Below are 18370 nucleotides of genomic sequence, written 5' to 3'. Positions count from 1 at the left end.
CGGTCCACCCGCAGTCGGCCATTAGCGATCGATCCGGCCACGGACGCGGTCCTCGGCCGACGCCTCGAGGATGGCCATCGCCGCCAACCCAGGATCGACCATGACCGGTAGCGGCCGCACGGCGGCGATAAGAGCCGTCTCCGCTACGCGCCCGACGTGAAGCGGTTCAGTTACAGTCGAATTTCCGTATCTATTACTCGTTCACTAGGAAACATTTATAATGATAGTAATAGTTGTTTACCAGTACCACGCAATCGACGATAAAGAGTTGCGTGATAGACGGGGTGTGACCAGTGACAGATACCACGTACGTCGGCGCCGTCGACCAGGGAACCACCGGGACGCGATTCATCGTGTTCGACCACGGTGGCCAGGTCGTCGCAAACGCCTACGAGAAGCACGAACAGTACTACCCGGAGCCCGGCTGGGTCGAGCACGACCCGATGGAGATCTGGGAGAACACGAAAGCCGTCATCACGCAGGCACTCGGCCAGGCCGGGATCGCTCCCGACCAGCTCGAGGCCATCGGCGTGACCAACCAGCGCGAGACGACGGTGCTGTGGGACGTCGACTCCGGTCGGCCGATTCACGACGCCATCGTCTGGCAGGATCGACGGACCACCGAACGCATCGAGGCACTCGAGGCCGAGGACAAGGTCGAGGAGATCCGCGAGAAGACCGGCCTCGAGGCCGACGCCTACTTCTCGGCGACGAAAGCCGAGTGGCTCTTAGAGGAAGGGGATCCAATCAAGATGGAACGGTCGCGACCCGACGACGTGCGCGATCGGGCCGAGCGCGGCGACGTCCTCTTCGGGACCATCGATAGCTGGCTGATCTACAACCTCACCGGCGAGCACGTCACCGAGGTCACCAACGCCTCGCGGACAATGCTATACAACATCCACGAGCTGGCGTGGGACGACGACCTCCTCGAAGAGTTCTCGATCCCGCGTGCGATGTTGCCCGAGGTCAGACCCTCGAGCGACGAGGAAACCTACGGGACGACCGATCCGGAGGGCTTTCTCGAGGCCGAAGTTCCCGTCGCCGGGGCGTTGGGCGACCAGCAGGCCGCGCTGTTCGGCCAGACCTGTTTCGACGCCGGCGACGCCAAGAACACCTACGGCACCGGCTCGTTCTTTTTGATGAACACCGGCAACGAGGCCGTTGCGAGCGACCACGGTCTCCTGACGACCATCGGCTTTCAGCGCTCGGGCGAACCGGTACAGTATGCACTGGAGGGCTCGATCTTCGTCACCGGGGCGGCTATCGAGTGGTTAGAGGATGTCGATCTGATCGACGATCCGGCCGAGACGGCCGACCTCGCTCGCAGCGTCGACTCGACCGACGGCGTCTACGTCGTTCCCGCCTTCACCGGACTGGGTGCGCCCCACTGGGATCAACGCGCCCGCGGAACCATCGTCGGGATGACCCGTGGCACCCGCAAGGAACATTTGGTTCGGGCCACGCTGGAATCGATCGCCTACCAGACCCGAGACGTCGCCGAGGCGATGGAAGCCGACGCGGGAATCGACATGCGCTCGCTCAAGGTCGACGGCGGCGCGGTCAAGAACAACTACCTCTGTCAGTTGCAGTCCGATATCATCGGCTCGGATATCGTCCGCCCGGTCGTCGACGAGACGACGGCACTTGGCTCGGCCTACGCCGCTGGCCTGGCCGTCGGTTACTGGAACGATCTCGCGGAACTACGTGACAACTGGCAGGTCGACCGTGAGTTCGAGCCCGAGATGGACAGCGAGCGCGCCGACGCCCGCTACGAGCGCTGGACCGACGCCGTCGAGTGTTCACTGGGGTGGGCCACCGACGGGGGAGACGGCGAATGAACGCGCTGGTCGACGCGCTCTCGAGTCTCCCGGAGATCATCGCCGCGCTCGGCGGTGGCGCGTTCGGAGCGGCGCTCGGCCCACTACCCGCGTTCGTCTTCACCGGGTTCATGGTGATCGCCGGGGAGGCCGCGGTGCTTGTCGGCGGCGAGGAGTACGCCCAGATTACGAACGGAATCGCGTTCGGCCCGGCCTTTTCCCCGGCGGTGAGCTTCGCCGGCGGCGTGGCTGCGACCGCCTACGCCGCCCGAAGGGGGTACATGGACGGGTTCGAGTACGACTACCACCAGGCTAAGAATATCGCGCAGGCGCTGGGGACGAAACCCGACGTGCTCGCCGTCGGCGCGGCCTTCGGCCTGCTTGGCTGGTGGCTGCAGGTCGCCTTCGACACGCTCGCGCTGCCGTACGACCCCATCGCGATGGGCGTCGTGCTCTCGGCGATCTTCCACCGGCTCATCCTGGGTTACAGCATCATCGGGACGATCCGGGGGAGCAACGTCCTCGATATGTCGCCGTTCGAGCGCGAGGAGCGTCGAACGGCCACCGACGGCGGTCACTCGAGGGCTCGAGCCGACGGCGGCGAGGTCATCCGACCCGATTCCGAGAGGGCTGTCGCGCCAGGGGGTCGACTCGCCGTCGAACCGTGGCTTCCCCACCAGTACACGTGGGCCAACGTGGCCACGCTGGGCGCGTTCGTGGGGATTCTCGGCGGCTGGATCGCGATCGCGACCGGGAGCGCGTTTCTCGGCTTCGGTATCAGCGCCGCGTCGCTGCTCTTCCTGAATCTCGGCGTCGAGAGGGTGCCGGTAACCCACCACATCACGCTTCCCGCGGGAACGGCGGCCCTGGCCGTGATGGCAGAGGGCGACGCCGTCATCGCCGGTCTCGGCGAGTCCGGCGCGTTGATCGTCGCGCTCGTCTTCGGCGTGCTCTGTGCACTGTTTGGTGAGCTGTTCCAGCGGGTCTTCTACGCCCACGGGGACACCCACGTCGACCCGCCCGCAGCCGCGATCGTTTTCGGAACCTTCCTCGTCGCAGTCATGTACTTCGCGGGGATCTTTCCGGACGCCTCGTGGGTCCCGACGCTCTGATCGGACCCACGCGTTTCGTTAATGGCGCTTCTCGCTCGGTAGCTGGGACCAGACGAGTTTTACCGTCGGCCACAGTGGTCTCTCGATATGACCGCCGATCCGCCGCTCGTGCTCGACATCGACGGCACGTTGACCCGCCCCGACGCGTGGGGGATCGACCCGCGAATCTTCGATCCGATCCGCGCGTGGGAGGCCCCCGTCGTGATCGCCACCGGGAAGGCCTTTCCCTATCCCGTCGCGCTCTGTCACTTCGCTGGTATTCCGGAACTCGTCGTCGCCGAAAACGGCGGCGTCGTCTACACGGGCGACGACGTCTACTACACCGCCGACCGCGCCGCCGCCCAGGCCGTCGCCGAGGCCTACCGCGAAGCCGGCTACTCGCTGGGCTGGGGCGAGGAAGACACCGTCAACCGCTGGCGCGAGACCGAGATCGCCGTCGATCTCGAGCAGCCGATCGAACCGCTTCGAGAAATCGCCGCCGACCACGGCCTCGAGGTCGTCGATACCGGCTACGCCTATCACGTGAAGGATACGACGCCGAACAAAGGCGACGCCCTCGAGACGATCGCCGAGCACGTCGGCTTCGATCCCGCCGACTGCGTCGCGGTCGGCGACTCGGTCAACGACGTTTCGACGTTCGAGACCGTTGGCCGAAGCTTCGCGGTCGCAAACGCGGACACGTCGGCGAAAAACGCGGCCGACGAGGTGCTCGCAGACGCCCACGCCGACGGCACGCTCGCCGCGCTCGAGCGCGTTCGCGGGACCGCGTGACCCGTCGGCGGTGGCGCTGCTGGCTCCCGATCGAGCCGTCCACACCACTTACAACCGCGCTCGTCGAACGACAGTCCATGAGCGAATTCGACTTCGAGACGACCATCGACGTCCGGTTCGGTGACCTCGACACGCTGGGCCACGTGAACAACGTGCCCTACGTCAGGTATCTCGAGGAAGCCCGTGGGAGCTACTACGACGAGGTCGTCGGCGTTCCCTTCGAGACGCTCGATACGGTTATCGCGGACTTACACGTGGAGTACCGAAACGAGATCACCCGCGATCAGACCGTCACCGTCGCGGTTCGGGTCCCCGAACTCGGCACCTCGAGCGTTCCGATGGAGTACGAGGTTCGCGCGGCCGATCCCGACGAGGCCGAGCCGACGGTCGCAGCCACCGCCGAGACGGTACAGATCAATACGGATCCCGAGACCGGGGAGTCGGCCCCAATTCCCGAGGCGTGGCGAACGGCGATCACCGAGTGGGAGGGCCTGTAGGCTCCCAGCCCGTCGTGGGTTGGTCCGTACTCGACGACAGTACCCACTACGCCGTCGCAGAACGCTTTTGGCCTTGCTCTACCCACCATCGGTATGGTCGACCTGGCAACCGTGATCGGGGTTCTCGGCGTCGCGACGACGGTCGCCATCTTCGGCGGGATCTACTGGGACGCGACTCGAGTCGATGTCTCGAGGCCGATGTTGTGGGCGGCGGTCGCGGCCGGGGCCTTCGGCGTCGGCATCGGGCTCTATCTGTTCGCTGAGGTGCCGACCACGGGCGTCATCATGACCGCGAATACCGGGCTCGTCCTCTACGGGTTCGAACGCGAAATCGCCAGAGAGGACGACGAGGATGCCGAACCCGGGACGCTTCCTCATCGGGAGTAACTCGAGTTGTCGCGACAGGTCAACTGGACTCGCGATCCTCGCGGGCGGCGTCGAACCGGACGTTTTTGTCGTCGAAGCCCCCTCCACTAGCTAATGAGTGATTCCGAGGAGAGCCCACAACAGGTCGGCTCGCCGGACTACCACAGCGAGAATCATACGGCGGCCCAGACCTGCGGCTGGACGGCCAACGCCTTGCGCGGCGAGGGCAAGTGTTACAAGAACATCTACTATGGGATCGAATCCCATCGCTGCATCCAGATGACGCCGGTCGTACGCTGTAACGAGCGCTGTGTCTTTTGCTGGCGCGATCATCAGGGTCACGCCTACGAGATGGACGATGTCGAATGGGACAACCCAGAGGCCGTCGTCGACGCCTCGATCGAGTTACAGAAGAAACTGCTCTCCGGTTTCGGCGGCAACGAGAAGGTCCCCCGCGAGGCATTCGACGAGGCGATGGAACCGCGCCATGTCGCAATCTCCTTAGACGGCGAACCGACGCTTTATCCCTATCTACCCGAACTGATCGATGCTTTCCACGACCGCAACATCACAACCTTCCTCGTCTCGAACGGCACGCGTCCGGAGATGCTCGCCGACTGCGATCCGACCCAGCTCTACGTCAGCGTCGACGCTCCCGAGCGCCACACCTTCGATCAGGTCGTCAAAGCGATGGAAGACGACGCCTGGGACAACCTCCTCGAGACGATGGACATCCTCGCCGAGAAAGACGAGACCCGCACGGTCCTGCGGACGACGCTCGTCAAAGGCGAGAACATGCACCACCCCGACTGGTACGCCGGCTTCTACCAGCAGGCCGATCCCGACTTCGTCGAGTTGAAGGCCTACATGCACGTCGGGCACTCTCGAGGGCGACTCGACCGCTCCTCGATGCCCGACCACGATGAGGTCGTCGATTTCGCCGAATCGATCGCCGAGTACATGCCCGACTTTACGGAGTGTAAGGATGTCCCGGCCTCCCGCGTCGCGTTGCTCTCGAAGACTCGCGATACCTGGGTCCCCAAACTGAAGAAAGACAGCGAGTTCTGGGCGCAAGATTCGGTGGCCGGCGACTGATACGGACCGCTGTACGTCGGCACCAGCACGGCTGCGACTCGGGCTGGCGGTGGGCCGGTCAATCGGTACAGCAGTCCGTATAATCCGCCCGTCGGCGAGAACGTTTAAGGACTGTAGCCGACTACATCTCCAGCGTGAGTTTGCGTTCACTCCTCGAGTCGGTCGAGGGTCCCGACCACACCGTCGCGGTCGTTGCCGACGACGCCCCGGGCCCGGTCGCGGGGCTGCTCGAGGAGGCGTTCGACGGCGTCCCCGACATCGAGACCGCCGTCGACGCCGACCTCACTGCGACCGATCTCCCACCCACTCTCGAGGACGCCGTTGATCCTGAGGCTGCCGTCGAGGAGGATCTTGCCGTCCTGCTCGAGGACGGCCAACCCGTAGCAGCTTCGTCGATGGCGGCGCTGTACGACTCGTTGCTCGCGATCAACTCCGATCTGTTCGTCACCGGGGCCCGTAGGCTCGGCGACACCTCGCTCCCCGACGTACTCGCCGGTCTCGAGGGTACGAGACTCCGGCTCCGTGGGTATCCGCTCGCACACAAGGAGAAACTGCTGTTGATTTTGCTGTCGCGATACATCGAACAGTTGGCGTGGGAGCACGGAACCGGAACGGTACGGTCCGCGTTTCAGCACCTCTCTCGCATCGACGACGAGATCGGGACCAGACGGGTGTACGAGCAACTCGAGGAGACGGATCTCGACGTCCACGTCTACGGTATCGACGACGGATCCGTTCCCGATCTCGAGATGACGGTTCATGCGGGCTCGAGCCGGACGTACCGAAATTCCTGGTTCGTCGTCTACAATCCACCTGCCGGTATCGAGACGACCGACGCCGGCGCGCTCGTCTGTCTCGAAACCGAGCCCCGCATCTGGGATGGGTTCTTTACCTTCGATCCGGACTGTGTCGACGCGATCGAAGACCGGATCGTCACAACACTGTGATGCATTCCGCGTTCGGAGGGTTTTTCTTTCGGGCTCCCAACGACCGAGTATCGAACGCGCGCTCGACGCCAGCATCACATTCTCGTTACGCATGCCATATTCGATACGCTTTTGAGGGAGCCCACAATACACGTTGGTATGTCAGCGACAGCGGACGCCGCCATCGGCTACGACGAACTCGCCGTGCTCAAGCTGCTCGCACTCGAGGGCGGGCTCGAGGGCGACGTCAAAATCTCCTGTTCTCACCTCGCGGATCGACTCGACGCCTCGAATCAGACCGCCTCGCGTCGCCTCCAACGGCTCGAGAGCGCAGCCTTGCTCGAGCGCGACACCGTCAGTGATGGCCAGTGGGTCGCGATCACCGACGACGGCGAACACGCCCTCCACGCCGAGTACGAGGACTACCGTCGCATCTTCGAGACCGACGCCGAGGTCGACCTCGAGGGAATCGTCACCAGCGGGATGGGCGAGGGTCGCCACTACATCTCCTTGCCGGGGTACAAATGCCAGTTCGAGGATCGTCTCGGCTACGAGCCGTTTCCCGGCACGCTGAACGTCGAACTTCGCGAGGACAGCGTGCGCCGTCGGGGTGCGATCTCCGCGCTCGAGCCGGTACCGATCGACGGCTGGGAAGACGAGGACCGAACCTACGGTCCGGCGGTCTGTTACGCCGCGACGATCGAGACGGCCGACGGTCGGAGCTACGAGAACGCCCACACGATCGCACCCGAACGAACTCACCACGACGACGACCAGCTCGAGGTTATCGCGCCGGTCAAACTGCGCGACGAACTCGGTCTCGAGGACGACGATCACGTCACGGTGTCGGTGGGTGATCGCGAATGACCGGCAACCACACCCGGACCCAGGCCGGTCACGACACCGAGAGAGCGAGTACGACGGCTCGAACGGATGTCGACGGCTCGACCGCCGGCGACAGCGTCGACGACGCACTCGAGGCGTTGCGAGCCGGCGAGCCGATCCTGGTTCACGACGCGGCCGACCGGGAAGGTGAGACGGATCTGATCTATCACGCGGATGCGGTCACGGCCGATGCCGTCGCTCGGATGCGAAACGATGCCGGTGGGCTCATCTGTGCTGCACTCGGCTACGACATCGCCGAGGCGTTCGACCTCCCGTTCTACTCGGAAACGGTGGACCACCCCGCTGCGGATGACCACGACCTTGGCTACGACGAACGGTCGTCGTTCTCGCTGACGGTCAACCATCGGGATACCTACACCGGGATCACCGACGCGGACCGATCGCGGACCATCCAAGCGCTCGGCAAGGCTGCCGGCGCTCCCGACGCCGTCGACTTTGCGACGGAGTTTCGAACCCCCGGTCACGTCCACGTGTTGAAAGCCGCCCCCGATCTGCTCGCACAGCGCGAGGGCCACACCGAACTCGGCGTCGCGCTCGCGGCGGCCGCAAACCTGCCGCCGGCAGCCGTCGTCTGTGAGATGTTAGACGACGATACTGGGAAAGCGCTGACCCCGACCGACGCCCGCGCGTATGCCACTCGCCACGATTTCGTCTACCTCGAGGGTCGCGACGTCCTCGAGCGACTCGGCTAACGACGATCGAGAGGTGATTGCGTCGGGGCGTTCCCGCGAGTGCGGCCGAACGATTGGCCAATAACTCTAATAGTGACACTCTGGTGACTTCAGCTATCGATCACTCGAAATCCACGGACAGCTCGGTGCCCGCAAGTGACGCCGAGACATCGGTAGCGCTGTCGAGCCTGCTCGAGCGACTGCCCGATGCCGTGCTCGTTCTCGACGACCAGGGGCGTATCCAGTACGCCACTGGTGCGGTCGAACGGCATCTCGACGTCGCGCCGGCCGACCTCGTCGGGAACACAGCCTTCGAGTACGTCGCAGCGATCGACCGCGACCGAGTGAGACGATCGTTCGATGCGCTCGTCACCGGTCCGGACGCGGCCTCTCGGCGCATCGAGTTTCGACGCCGCGATGACGAATCGGTGTGGCTCGAGGCTGCCGGTGTCGACACACCCGACAGCTCGTCCGAGACCCACGTGATCACGATCCGAGAGATCACCGCACACAAGAGTCGAGAGCACGACCTCGAGCGACTCCACGACGCGGCGAACGACCTCTACAGTGCCCACTCGATCGAGGAATGTTATCAGATCACGATCGACACTGCGGTCACCATCCTCGGATTCGACTGGTGTACGCTTGCTGCACCGGCCAGCGACGACGATGTCTTCGAAATCGTCGCCATCTCGGAGCACGGACCGGTCGAGGTCGGCGACCGCCCGTTCGGTACCGACGAAGGCGTCGCCGGCCACGTCTTTCAGACGAAAGACCCGGAGATCACCGACGATGCCAGGCAGTCCGATCGCGGGAAACCGGCCAAGGAGACGATCAGATCGGCTCTTACCGTTCCCATCGGTGAGTGGGGCATCTTTCAGGCCGTCGCAACCGAGTGCGACCAGTTCGACGAAACCGATCGCAATCGCGTCGAGTTACTCGGGACCACGATGCTCACCGCGATCGAGCGAATCAAACGCCGACAGGCACTCGAACGCCAGAACGAGCGACTCGACAACTTCGTCCGATTCGTCACGCACGACCTCCATACGCCTTTGACGACGGCGACCGGCTATCTCGAACTCGTCGACGAAACCATCGACGACGAACTCACCGAACTCGAGCATGTCCGAGACGCCCACGACCGGATCGAGACGATCATCGACCAACTCTCGACGTGGGCACGCGGTGGTGACATGCGCAGATCGGAGACCCCAATCAAACTCGAGGCGGCCGTCGAACGCGCCTGGGCGACGGTGGCACCGACGGCGGCGACGCTCGAGGTCGATACCGACTGCACCATCGCGGCCGATCGCAACTGCCTGCAACACGTCCTCGAGAACTTCCTCGGCAACGCGATCGATCACGGTGGCAAAGACGTTACCGTCCGCGCCACCGACCTCGAGAACGGCTTCGCGATCGAAGACGACGGGCCGGGCATCCCCGAGGACAAACGCGAAGACATCCTCGAGCCCGGAGTGACGAGCAATCCGACCGGGACCGGACTCGGACTGGCGATCGTCGACGAAATCGCCGACGCCCACGGCTGGGAGCTCACGATCACGGAGAGCAGCGACGGCGGTGCGCGATTCGAGATCACGGGCGTCGAATTCCCAGACGACTAATACGGATTACTGTAACGATGTACCGACGCAACCGCCGCCCGGGTCGCGGGTGCGCCGGAAATGACTTACAGTAAACCGTATGACAGTAAACCGTATAACTCGACGACGGCGCGAGCGTTCGGTGGCACGTTTCACTTTCACCGTGGCGTCCAAACCCTCTTAGGCACCAGTCGCCCAGACGTGGACATGGACGGGCGCGAGGTCCTCGAGTCGTCGGTCGCCGAGTCGGTGCCGTTCGATCCTGCGGACGTGACGATCGAGGACGGCGACGTCTTCGAGTTGCTCGAGCCCGCAGTCCAGGCGTGGTGGCTCGAGGAATTCGGCGAGTTCGTGCCCGAAAACGACGGGTTCTTCACGCCGCCACAGCGAGGTGCGATCCCGAACGTCCACGAGAGGACGAACACGCTGATCGCTGCGCCGACGGGGTCGGGAAAGACGCTGGCCAGTTTCTGTTCGATCATCAACGAACTCTACCGGCGCAGCCGCGACGACCCCGACGGCCTCGAAAATTCCGTCTACTGTCTGTACGTCTCACCGCTGAAGTCCCTGGCCAACGACATCCACCGCAACCTCGAGGTGCCACTCGAGGGGATCGAGTCGATCGTCGAGGATGGCGCGGCGCTACGGGCCGCGGATGGCGCGGCGCTACGGGCCGCGGATGGCGCGGCGCTACGGGCCGCGGATGGCGCGGCGCTACGGGCCGCGGATGGCGCGAGCGGGGACGCCGTAAGCGAAGACGACCGGGAGATGGGCGAGATCCGTCACGCCATTCGCCACGGCGACACCCCCTCGAGCGAGCGCCAGCGGATGCTCGAGGAGACGCCCCACATCCTCAATACGACGCCCGAAACGCTCGCGATCCTCCTCAACTCGCCGAAGTTCCGGGAGAAACTACGAACCGTCGAGTACGTCATCGTCGACGAAATCCACTCGCTGGCGGCCGGCAAACGAGGAACGCATCTCTCGGTCAGCCTCGAGCGACTCGCGGCGCTTGCCGATCAGGAGATCACCAGAATCGGCTGTTCGGCGACGATCGAGCCGCTTTCGGAGGTCGCGGAGTTTCTGGTCGGTCGCGACGCGCCGGGCGGACAGGCCCGCGAGTACGATATCGTCGACGCTCGCTTCGCCCGCGAATTCGACGTCGAACTCGAGTGTCCGACCGACGACCTGATCAACACGCCCCGCGACGTCGTCCAGGACCGCTTTTATCAGCAGTTACACGACCACGTACAGGCCCACACCAACACGCTCGTCTTTACGAACACCCGTTCGGGGGCCGAACGCGTCCTCCACAACCTTCGAGATCGCTTCGACGCCTACGACGAAGACAACGCCGCGTGTCACCACGGCAGCCTCTCGAAGGAGGTTCGCCAGGACGTCGAAGGACGGCTCAAGGACGGCAGTCTCGAGGTCGTCACCACCTCGACGAGCCTCGAGTTGGGGATCGACATGCCCCACGTCGATCTCGTCGTCCAGGTGGGCTCGCCCAAATCCGTCGCGGCCCTGCTCCAGCGGATCGGCCGGGCGGGCCACCGCGTTGGCCAGACCGTCACGGGCCGGGTAATCGCGCTGGACCGCGACGAACTGCTCGAGTGTGCGGTCATGTTGCAGAAGGCCGAGGAGGGGTTCGTCGATTCCGTCTCGATTCCCGAGAACGCACAGGACGTCGCCGCCCAGCACGTCTACGGGATGGCGATCGCCGAGATTCGCCCGGAGTCGACCGTGGTAGATATTCTGCGGCGGGCGTATCCCTACCGCGACTACGACGAGGGTCACTGGGCGTCGCTTCGACGCTATCTCACCGCCGAATACGCCGGCTTAGAGGAGAAAAACGTCTACGCGAAGATCTGGTGTGACGAGAACGATCCTCCAAGCGGCCAGCATCACTACGAGGAGTATCCCGTCGGCAAGCCGCTGATCGGCAAGCGCGGCCGGCTGGCGCGGGTGATCTACATGACCAACATCGGGACCATTCCCGACTCGTTCACCTGCGACGTCTACACCCGCGCGAGCGACGAGTGGGTCGGCCAACTCGACGAGGACTACCTCGATACGCTCGAGAAAGGCGACGTCTTCGTCCTCGGGGGCGATCACCTCGAGTACCAGTATCGCCGCGGCTCGAAGCTCTACGTCGACCGCACGAGCGCCCAGCCGACGGTACCCTCCTGGTACTCCGAACGGCTCCCCCTCTCCGACGATCTGGGCCGTGAGATCCTCGCCTTCCAGCGCGACCTGCTCGCACACTACGAAACCGGTGGCCCGCCGCGAGTCCGTGCGTGGCTCCGGGAGTTTCCCCTCGACGACGACAGCGTGCGGGCCATCGCGCGGCTGTACGACCACCAGTGTCGCTACGCCGGCGCCGGGAGTCTCAGCACCGACGACCGCCTCGCGATCGAAATCGTCCGCGACCGCGAGGAGTACAAACGCCACTACTACGTCCACTCGAACTACGGTCGGCGGTTCAACGACGGCTTCTCGCGGCTGCTTGCCTACCACTGTGCCCAGGCCGCGACCGCCAACGTCACCGTCGCCGTCGCCGACAACGGCTTCGTGCTCTCGATGCCGCTGAACCGAAAGATCGACCTCGAGGGCATCCTCGCGGACCTCGATCCCGATCGGGTCCGATCCGACCTTCGGGCAGCCCTCGCTGGGACCGACCTCCTCCAGCGATACTTCCGGATCAACGCGACCCGCTCGCTGCTCATCCTCAAACGCTACAAGGGCTACGAGAAATCCGCGAGCGAACAGCAGGTCTCCAGCGAGATGCTACTCGGCTTCGCCGAGGATCTCGAGAACTTCGCCGTCATCGAGGAGACCTACCGCGAGTTGCTCGAGGACAAACTCGCCGTCGACGCACTCGAGACGATCGTCGACCGACTCGGCGACGGCGAGATCCGCGTCGAACGCCACCGTCTCGAGTCGCCGACACCGCGTGCGTTCGGCCTGGCGACACTGTCGGCCAGCGACGTCGTGCTGGCCGAGGACGAAAGCGCCGCATTGCAGGCGTTTCACGAGCACGTCCTCGAATCGATCGACGGCCCATCGGGGTCGCCACGTCCGCTCGAGGAATGATGGGGTTTACTGTCAGTCAGTTCCGGCGCACCCGCGACCCGGGCGGCGGGTGCGCCGGTACATCGTTACAATAATCCGTATGAGCTGAACCGCCGTAACTGGGTAGCGCTGCCGTCGTCTCCGTTTGGGTGGCACGGAAACTGAGACGAATTATCGTCGGCAACCGACGGTTTCGAATCCTGTTTGTGGCACTGTCTCTCGGTTGGTCACCGGGAAACGATGCACGCCGACGGGAAGCCCGATGAATCCCGCCAGCGACCCCTCGAGACGAGTTAACATCGGTAGAACACGATCCCAAACCCACTTACTGTTGGAAGCGAATGGATGGGTATGGTTGGCAAGGGACTGCAAGCGAGTGGTACTGACGTGGGCTGCTCGGTGATACCGGCAGCGCGAACGGACGGGATGTCACACGGTGTGTCGACATCTGCAATGACGATACGGAACGGTCGGTCGCGGAGGGATCGGACGAACGTATGACCGACGACGAATACTGGCATCTGGACGACGACGAACCGAACTGGGACTTCAAAGACAGAGATATCGCGATTCTCTGTGAGCTCTCGAGCGATCCACAGCTCTCCTCGCGGGAACTCACCGACGTCCTCAAACGGAACTACGACATCGATGTCTCGCACGTCACCGTCAGCGAGTCGATCCGACGGATGCGAAACGAGGGCGTGTTTCGGGAGGCGATCATCCCGAACGAGGACTACTACATCTTCTCGCTGTTCGAGTTCAAGTTCAACGCCGAGAACTTCGCCGACAACTGGCGAGACGCGATGGAATTCATCAAGGAGGACGCACACACCCTCTTTTTCTTCCTCTCCGATGGAGAATACCAGTGGAAGACGGTGATGATGTTTCGATCTCGACGACAGGCTTCCCAGTGGATCCACAACTGCTACAAGGAACACGGCGACGTGATCGCGAACCTGCGAAATTCGGCGATCCACAACGTCCTCAAGTTCCAGACCGACCCGCAGATCTACGAGGATTTGCGCGACGAAACGACCGACTAGGACGACGGCAATCGACTGAGTGCCCTCACCGCCACGCTACTACGGCGACAGACGTGCGTATCAGCCGTCCGGATCGGTTTCCGGGCGGAACAGTTTGTAGGTGGTTCGACCGACCGCGGCCTCGCCGGCAGCACCCTCGATCGACACCTCGGTGACGCCGGTCGTCCCGCCGACGCGAAGCACTTCCGCCTCGGCCCGGAGATCACCCATCGCCGGCCGCAGATACGAGACGTTGAGATCCGTCGTCGTCAACCCGACCGCGTCGGGATCGTCGAAGGTCGTCCGGAGCGCGAAGGCACTCGAGGTGTCGATCAACGTCGCGACGATCCCGCCGTGGATGGGATCGTAGCCGTCGTTGCCGATCGGATTCTCGAACTCCTCGTCGCGCTCGATCGTGATAACGGCGCGGCCGTGCTCTAGGTGTTCGGCCTCGACGCCGAGCCACGAGAGATACCCGTGGCGTTCGACGAACGATCCCCAGGTTGGCCACGCGTCGCCGTCGGTCGACTCCTCGTCCATTCCTTACGAACCCTCGAACTCGGGTTCTCGATCCTCCGCAAAAGCCATTGCGCCTTCCATCACGTCGTCCGTACTCGAAAGGAGGCCAAAGCCCTGGCTCTCCATCGCGATGGCGGCGTCGATGCTGGCGTCTTGGCCCTCGTTCATCACTTTCTTGGCAACCTTCAGCCCGATCGGCGGCCCGGAAGCGAGGTCGTCGACCCACTCGTCGATCGTCTCCTCGAACGCGTCGCGGTCGACGGCGCGGTTGATGAGTCCCCACTCCTGGGCGCGATCGGCGTCGATGTGGTTGCCCCGGAAGACCAGTTCTTTCGCACGGGTCTCGCCGAGGATGCGGGTGAGTCGCTGGGTGCCGCCGCCGCCGGGGATCAGGCCGAGATCGATCTCTGGCGCGCCAAAGGAGGAGCGTTCGGTCGCGATCCGTAGATCACAGGCCAGCGCGAGCTCGAGCCCGCCACCGAGACAGAAGCCGTCGATCTTCGCGAGGACAGGTCGCTCGAAGTCGTTGACCGTCTCGAAGGCCGGCGTGACGTCCATCAGATCGGTCGGCTCCGCACTCGAGAAGCTGGTGATGTCGGCACCGGCGGAGAACGCGCGGTCGCCCGCGCCCTCGATGGTGACACAGCGGACCTCGTCGGTATCGACCGTCGAGAGCAGATCGTCGAGTTCCTCGAGGAGGCCTTGCGAGAGGGCGTTCATGCGAGAGGGGCGATCGAGTTCGATCTGCAAGACCTCGTCTTCGAGCGTGACGTTGAGGTCGTGATAGGAATCGAGCTCGCCGTCGTCGCTATCGTACTCGTAGAACCCTTCGCCGGCTTCCGTCCCGGTCTTGCCCTCCTCGACGAGCTCGACGAGGTAGGGATGTGGGCCGAAACGGTCGGCACCGGTCTCCGCCTGCATCGTCTCGAGTTTCTCGAGGACGGTGTCGAGGCCGATCTTGTCGGCCCGCCGGCAGATGCCTTCGGGGAAGCCAAGGCCGAGTTGGACGCCGGTGTCGACTTCCTCGGGTGTAGCGACGCCGTCGCCGACGAGGAAGGCCGCGCGGTTGATCATGCGGGCCTCGATACGCAGCCAGTCGAAGTCGCCGGCGTCGTCGGGGCCGTAGTCCGCGCCGTCGCCGTCCTCGTAGTCGTAGAAGCCCTTGCCGGTCTTCTGACCGAGTTCCTCGGCCTCGACTTTCTCTTCGGTGATCGGCGGCACGGGATCGCCGGCCTCCTTGCGGACGTGGTAGCCGACGTCGATGCCGGTCAGATCGGCCAGTTCGAACGGCCCCATCGGGTAGCCCCGTTCGTGGGCCATCGTAGCGTCGGCCTCGCGAACCGTCGATTCGCCCTCGGAGATCATCCAAGCCGCCTCGCCGCCGAAGGGACCGACGATGGTGTTGACGACGAAGCCGCGGACGTCCTTGCGCACGTAGATCGGCGTCTTGTCGATCGACTCGACCCACTCGTAGCCGGCCTCGGCCGCCTCGTCGCTGGTGTCCTCGCCGTAGATGACCTCGACTAAGTCCATCTTTACCGGCGGGTTGAAAAAGTGCAGTCCCAGCACGCGCTCGGACGTATCGACGACCTCCGCGATATCTGAAATCGGCAGACTCGAGGTGTTGGTCGCCAGCAGCGTATCCTCGTCGCAGTACGTCTCGAGATCCGTGAAGATATCGTGTTTCAATTCGAGGTTCTCGGGGGCGGCCTCGACGACGAGATCGGCGTCTTCGACGGCAGCCTCGAGGTCGGTCGTCGTCTCGATCCGACCCAGGATCTCGTCGGCCGACTCGTTGAGGCGGTCTTTCTCCTCGAGTTTCTCGAGGCTCCAGGCGATCTGCTCGTAGCCGTCCTCGACGAACTCGTCTTTGATGTCCCGCATGGTGACGTCGAAGCCGGCCATCGCGGTGACTTCGGTGATCCCGTGGCCCATGTTCCCTGCGCCGAGTACAGCAACGCGGTCGATGCTGTCGAGTGACATGGTCGTGATGTCTGTCGGGACTGTCTTAATACCACCGACACAAATTAGCAATGTTAAGCTAGTTGTCTACAGTTGTGGCGGCTGTACGTCGATTGCGGCACTTAGTAAACTCCCGTAATCATGTCTCGAGTTTATCGCCGACGGCGCGGATCGCCACCTCGCGCTCTGTGGCCACTTCGATTGTGCGTTCGCTACTGACGACCTTCATAGCGGTTGTGCCGGGTCGTCGTGAACGCTCGTTCCTGCACGGCCGGTTCCAGTACACCCAAAAGGGTCCGGAGTCTCGGTGTGAGACGATGACAGACAGAGAGGTCCACCTGCCCGTCGCCGCACAGCCGACGGTCGACTCGATCGTCGACTACGCACAGACCGCCGAAGACGCCGGCTACGACTGCGTCTGGCTGCCAGAGACCTGGGGTCGAGACGCCGTCACCGTCCTAACCTCGATCGCCGAACGCACCGAATCGATCGATCTTGGCCCGAGTATCGTCAATACGTACTCCCGAACGCCCTCGGTGCTCGGACAGACGGCAGCGACGCTGCAGGAGGTCTCGGACGGGCGCTTCCGGCTCGGAGTCGGTCCGAGCGGCCCCATCGTCATCGAGAACTGGCACGGCGTCGAGTACGGCAACCCGCTGCGGCGAACGAGAGAAACCGTCGAAATCGTCCAGAACGTCCTTTCGGGCGAGGAAGTCGAGTACGACGGCGAGGACTTCTCGCTGTCGGGCTTTCGCCTGCGTTGTGAACCGCCCGAGCCACAACCGCCGGTCGAGGTCACCGGGATGGGTCCCAAGGCCGTCGAACTCGCCGGCCGTTTCGCCGACGGCTGGCACGGCATCATGCTCACTCCCGACGGCGTCCGCGACCGCCTCGAGGATATCGAACGCGGGGCGGAACTGGGCGACCGTGAGCCCGAGGACGTACAGGTCTGCATCGGCGTCAACTGCTGTGTCCTCGAGGACGAAGCCCGTGCCCGGCGACTCGCACGCCAGCACACCGCCTTTTACGTCGGCGGGATGGGCACCTTCTACCGCGACGCCCTCGTCCGGCAGGGCTACGACGAGGCCGAAGCCATCTACGACGCCTGGCAGGAGGGCAACCGCGAGCGCGCCCTCGAACTGGTCGACGAGAACATCCTCGACGACCTCTGTGCGGCGGGCGACCTCGAGTCGGCCCGCGAGACGATCGAACGCTACGAGGCGGTCGACGGCCTCGACGCCGTAATGGTGAGTTTCCCGCGCGGTGCCGAGGAGGACGACGTTCGCACGACGATGGAAGCGCTGGCTCCGAACGGCGAGTAACGCCCGACTCGTCCCACCGAGGGCGGCTGATCTCTCGAACGACGACTGATCCCTCGAACGGTGGCTTCTCCGTAGCCACCTCGAGCAGTGGTTTATCCTCGCGCTCTCGAGTGCCGATCGATTATCGATAGGTTGACGTGTTCGAGGCCTACGTTGTCGTATGGTCTCTCGTCGACAGACGATCGCCCTCGTCGGATCCGGGATCGTCGGCGTCGCGCTCGATCGATCGCTCTTCCGTCCCGACCTTCGCGTCCGCACCGGCAGTTCGAACCTCCATCCGGGCGCCGAGGACGCGATCGACGGCGGTCTCGATCCCGACGAAGCACAGTCGTTCGTCACGGTCGCGCCCGCCGATCCCACCACTCTCCTCGGCCAGAATCCACCCTCGAGCGTCGAAACCACCCTCCAGAACGCTCCCACCGACGATGACGATCGGTTCGCGGTCGTCGTCCAGTATCGGTCGACGCCCGACCAACCTCGACGGCTGCAGGTCGACGAGGTCGGCTGGCGATTCCCGCGCACGCTCAAGGTGGTCCCCGAGGTCGACGACTGGGGGTCGCTATCGTCGCTGGCAGCGGCCGAACGCGAGCGCCTCCGCGAAGCAGAGTGGCTGGTGACGACGGGCGTCTGGACGGTGTCGCCACGGCCGCGCTGGGTGCCGAGTCGAGCCGTTCTGGCGACTGACTGATACGGACTGCTGTCCGT

Annotated in this window: 16 protein-coding genes; 14 read left to right on the top strand and 2 right to left on the bottom strand. The window is 64.1% G+C overall.

What is annotated here, in order from left to right; genetic code table 11:
- Positions 1 to 293 precede the first annotated feature (293 nt).
- The 12 genes from glpK (at position 294) to D8Y22_RS08065 (ending at position 13883) form a co-directional block, all read left to right on the top strand.
- Positions 294 to 1841: a glycerol kinase GlpK gene (gene glpK, locus D8Y22_RS08120; protein ID WP_141464213.1), complete on the top strand. Its 1548-nt coding sequence runs from the start codon at positions 294 to 296 to the stop codon at positions 1839 to 1841.
- Positions 1842 to 1846: 5 nt separating this feature from the next.
- Positions 1847 to 2932 (top strand): hypothetical protein, encoded by a 1086-nt coding sequence (locus D8Y22_RS08115; protein WP_141464492.1) that lies wholly within the window; start codon positions 1847 to 1849, stop codon positions 2930 to 2932.
- An 87-nt stretch (positions 2933 to 3019) separates the two neighbouring features.
- Positions 3020 to 3703, top strand: coding sequence for an HAD-IIB family hydrolase (locus D8Y22_RS08110; RefSeq protein ID WP_141464212.1), 684 nt, complete (start codon positions 3020 to 3022; stop codon positions 3701 to 3703).
- 77 nt (positions 3704 to 3780) lie between these two features.
- Positions 3781 to 4200 (top strand): acyl-CoA thioesterase, encoded by a 420-nt coding sequence (locus D8Y22_RS08105; RefSeq protein WP_141464211.1) that lies wholly within the window; start codon positions 3781 to 3783, stop codon positions 4198 to 4200.
- A gap of 93 nt (positions 4201 to 4293) precedes the next feature.
- Positions 4294 to 4587, top strand: coding sequence for a hypothetical protein (locus D8Y22_RS08100; RefSeq protein ID WP_141464210.1), 294 nt, complete (start codon positions 4294 to 4296; stop codon positions 4585 to 4587).
- Between the two features lie 93 nt (positions 4588 to 4680).
- Positions 4681 to 5661, top strand: coding sequence for a 4-demethylwyosine synthase TYW1 (twy1, locus tag D8Y22_RS08095; RefSeq protein ID WP_141464209.1), 981 nt, complete (start codon positions 4681 to 4683; stop codon positions 5659 to 5661).
- A 134-nt stretch (positions 5662 to 5795) separates the two neighbouring features.
- The gene (locus D8Y22_RS08090; protein ID WP_141464208.1) at positions 5796 to 6608 is read left to right on the top strand and encodes a DICT sensory domain-containing protein; all 813 of its coding nucleotides are present in this window, start codon (positions 5796 to 5798) and stop codon (positions 6606 to 6608) included.
- A gap of 138 nt (positions 6609 to 6746) precedes the next feature.
- On the top strand, positions 6747 to 7454 hold the full coding sequence (locus D8Y22_RS08085; RefSeq protein ID WP_141464207.1) for a DUF120 domain-containing protein: 708 nt from the start codon (positions 6747 to 6749) through the stop codon (positions 7452 to 7454).
- The gene (gene ribB, locus D8Y22_RS08080; protein WP_141464206.1) at positions 7451 to 8185 is read left to right on the top strand and encodes a 3,4-dihydroxy-2-butanone-4-phosphate synthase; all 735 of its coding nucleotides are present in this window, start codon (positions 7451 to 7453) and stop codon (positions 8183 to 8185) included. The genes D8Y22_RS08085 and ribB overlap by 4 nt, the downstream gene beginning before the upstream one ends.
- A gap of 125 nt (positions 8186 to 8310) precedes the next feature.
- Positions 8311 to 9789 (top strand): sensor histidine kinase, encoded by a 1479-nt coding sequence (locus tag D8Y22_RS08075; RefSeq protein ID WP_217350872.1) that lies wholly within the window; start codon positions 8311 to 8313, stop codon positions 9787 to 9789.
- Between the two features lie 186 nt (positions 9790 to 9975).
- Complete coding sequence (locus D8Y22_RS08070; protein WP_141464204.1) at positions 9976 to 12861, top strand: ATP-dependent helicase; 2886 nt, start codon at positions 9976 to 9978, stop codon at positions 12859 to 12861.
- A gap of 476 nt (positions 12862 to 13337) precedes the next feature.
- Entirely contained in the window at positions 13338 to 13883 is a 546-nt protein-coding gene (locus D8Y22_RS08065) for a winged helix-turn-helix domain-containing protein (protein ID WP_141464203.1), read from the top strand.
- 60 nt (positions 13884 to 13943) lie between these two features.
- On the opposite strand, the gene D8Y22_RS08060 is transcribed toward D8Y22_RS08065, so the two are convergent.
- Together D8Y22_RS08060 and D8Y22_RS08055 are read right to left on the bottom strand one after the other, a co-directional pair.
- Positions 13944 to 14402, bottom strand: a complete 459-nt coding sequence (locus D8Y22_RS08060; RefSeq protein WP_141464202.1) for a PaaI family thioesterase — start codon at positions 14400 to 14402, stop codon at positions 13944 to 13946.
- A gap of 3 nt (positions 14403 to 14405) precedes the next feature.
- Positions 14406 to 16364, bottom strand: a complete 1959-nt coding sequence (locus D8Y22_RS08055) for a 3-hydroxyacyl-CoA dehydrogenase/enoyl-CoA hydratase family protein (RefSeq protein ID WP_141464201.1) — start codon at positions 16362 to 16364, stop codon at positions 14406 to 14408.
- A gap of 296 nt (positions 16365 to 16660) precedes the next feature.
- Here D8Y22_RS08055 and D8Y22_RS08050 point away from each other — a divergent pair, with 296 nt between their 5' ends.
- Positions 16661 to 17665, top strand: a complete 1005-nt coding sequence (locus D8Y22_RS08050; protein ID WP_141464200.1) for a TIGR04024 family LLM class F420-dependent oxidoreductase — start codon at positions 16661 to 16663, stop codon at positions 17663 to 17665.
- A gap of 160 nt (positions 17666 to 17825) precedes the next feature.
- Positions 17826 to 18353, top strand: coding sequence for a hypothetical protein (locus tag D8Y22_RS08045; RefSeq protein WP_141464199.1), 528 nt, complete (start codon positions 17826 to 17828; stop codon positions 18351 to 18353).
- Positions 18354 to 18370 lie beyond the last annotated feature (17 nt).

The sequence above is a fragment of the Salinadaptatus halalkaliphilus genome, from assembly GCF_006543045.1.
GTDB classification, from domain to species: Archaea; Halobacteriota; Halobacteria; order Halobacteriales; family Natrialbaceae; genus Salinadaptatus; species Salinadaptatus halalkaliphilus.
Note: the sequence above shows the minus strand (reverse complement) of the source record. Positions and strands in the feature narration are given on the sequence as shown.

Excerpts from the sequence above, each read along its gene's own strand:
- D8Y22_RS08100 (WP_141464210.1), top strand. The coding sequence starts at position 4,294 with ATGGTCGACCTGGCAACCGTGATCGGGGTTCTCGGCGTCGCGACGACG.
- D8Y22_RS08065 (WP_141464203.1), top strand. The coding sequence starts at position 13,338 with ATGACCGACGACGAATACTGGCATCTGGACGACGACGAACCGAACTGG.
- D8Y22_RS08085 (WP_141464207.1), top strand. The coding sequence starts at position 6,747 with ATGTCAGCGACAGCGGACGCCGCCATCGGCTACGACGAACTCGCCGTG.
- D8Y22_RS08045 (WP_141464199.1), top strand. The coding sequence starts at position 17,826 with ATGGTCTCTCGTCGACAGACGATCGCCCTCGTCGGATCCGGGATCGTC.
- D8Y22_RS08110 (WP_141464212.1), top strand. The coding sequence starts at position 3,020 with ATGACCGCCGATCCGCCGCTCGTGCTCGACATCGACGGCACGTTGACC.
- D8Y22_RS08105 (WP_141464211.1), top strand. The coding sequence starts at position 3,781 with ATGAGCGAATTCGACTTCGAGACGACCATCGACGTCCGGTTCGGTGAC.
- D8Y22_RS08070 (WP_141464204.1), top strand. The coding sequence starts at position 9,976 with ATGGACGGGCGCGAGGTCCTCGAGTCGTCGGTCGCCGAGTCGGTGCCG.
- D8Y22_RS08050 (WP_141464200.1), top strand. The coding sequence starts at position 16,661 with ATGACAGACAGAGAGGTCCACCTGCCCGTCGCCGCACAGCCGACGGTC.
- twy1 (WP_141464209.1), top strand. The coding sequence starts at position 4,681 with ATGAGTGATTCCGAGGAGAGCCCACAACAGGTCGGCTCGCCGGACTAC.
- D8Y22_RS08055 (WP_141464201.1), bottom strand. The coding sequence starts at position 16,364 with ATGTCACTCGACAGCATCGACCGCGTTGCTGTACTCGGCGCAGGGAAC.
- D8Y22_RS08060 (WP_141464202.1), bottom strand. The coding sequence starts at position 14,402 with ATGGACGAGGAGTCGACCGACGGCGACGCGTGGCCAACCTGGGGATCG.
- ribB (WP_141464206.1), top strand. The coding sequence starts at position 7,451 with ATGACCGGCAACCACACCCGGACCCAGGCCGGTCACGACACCGAGAGA.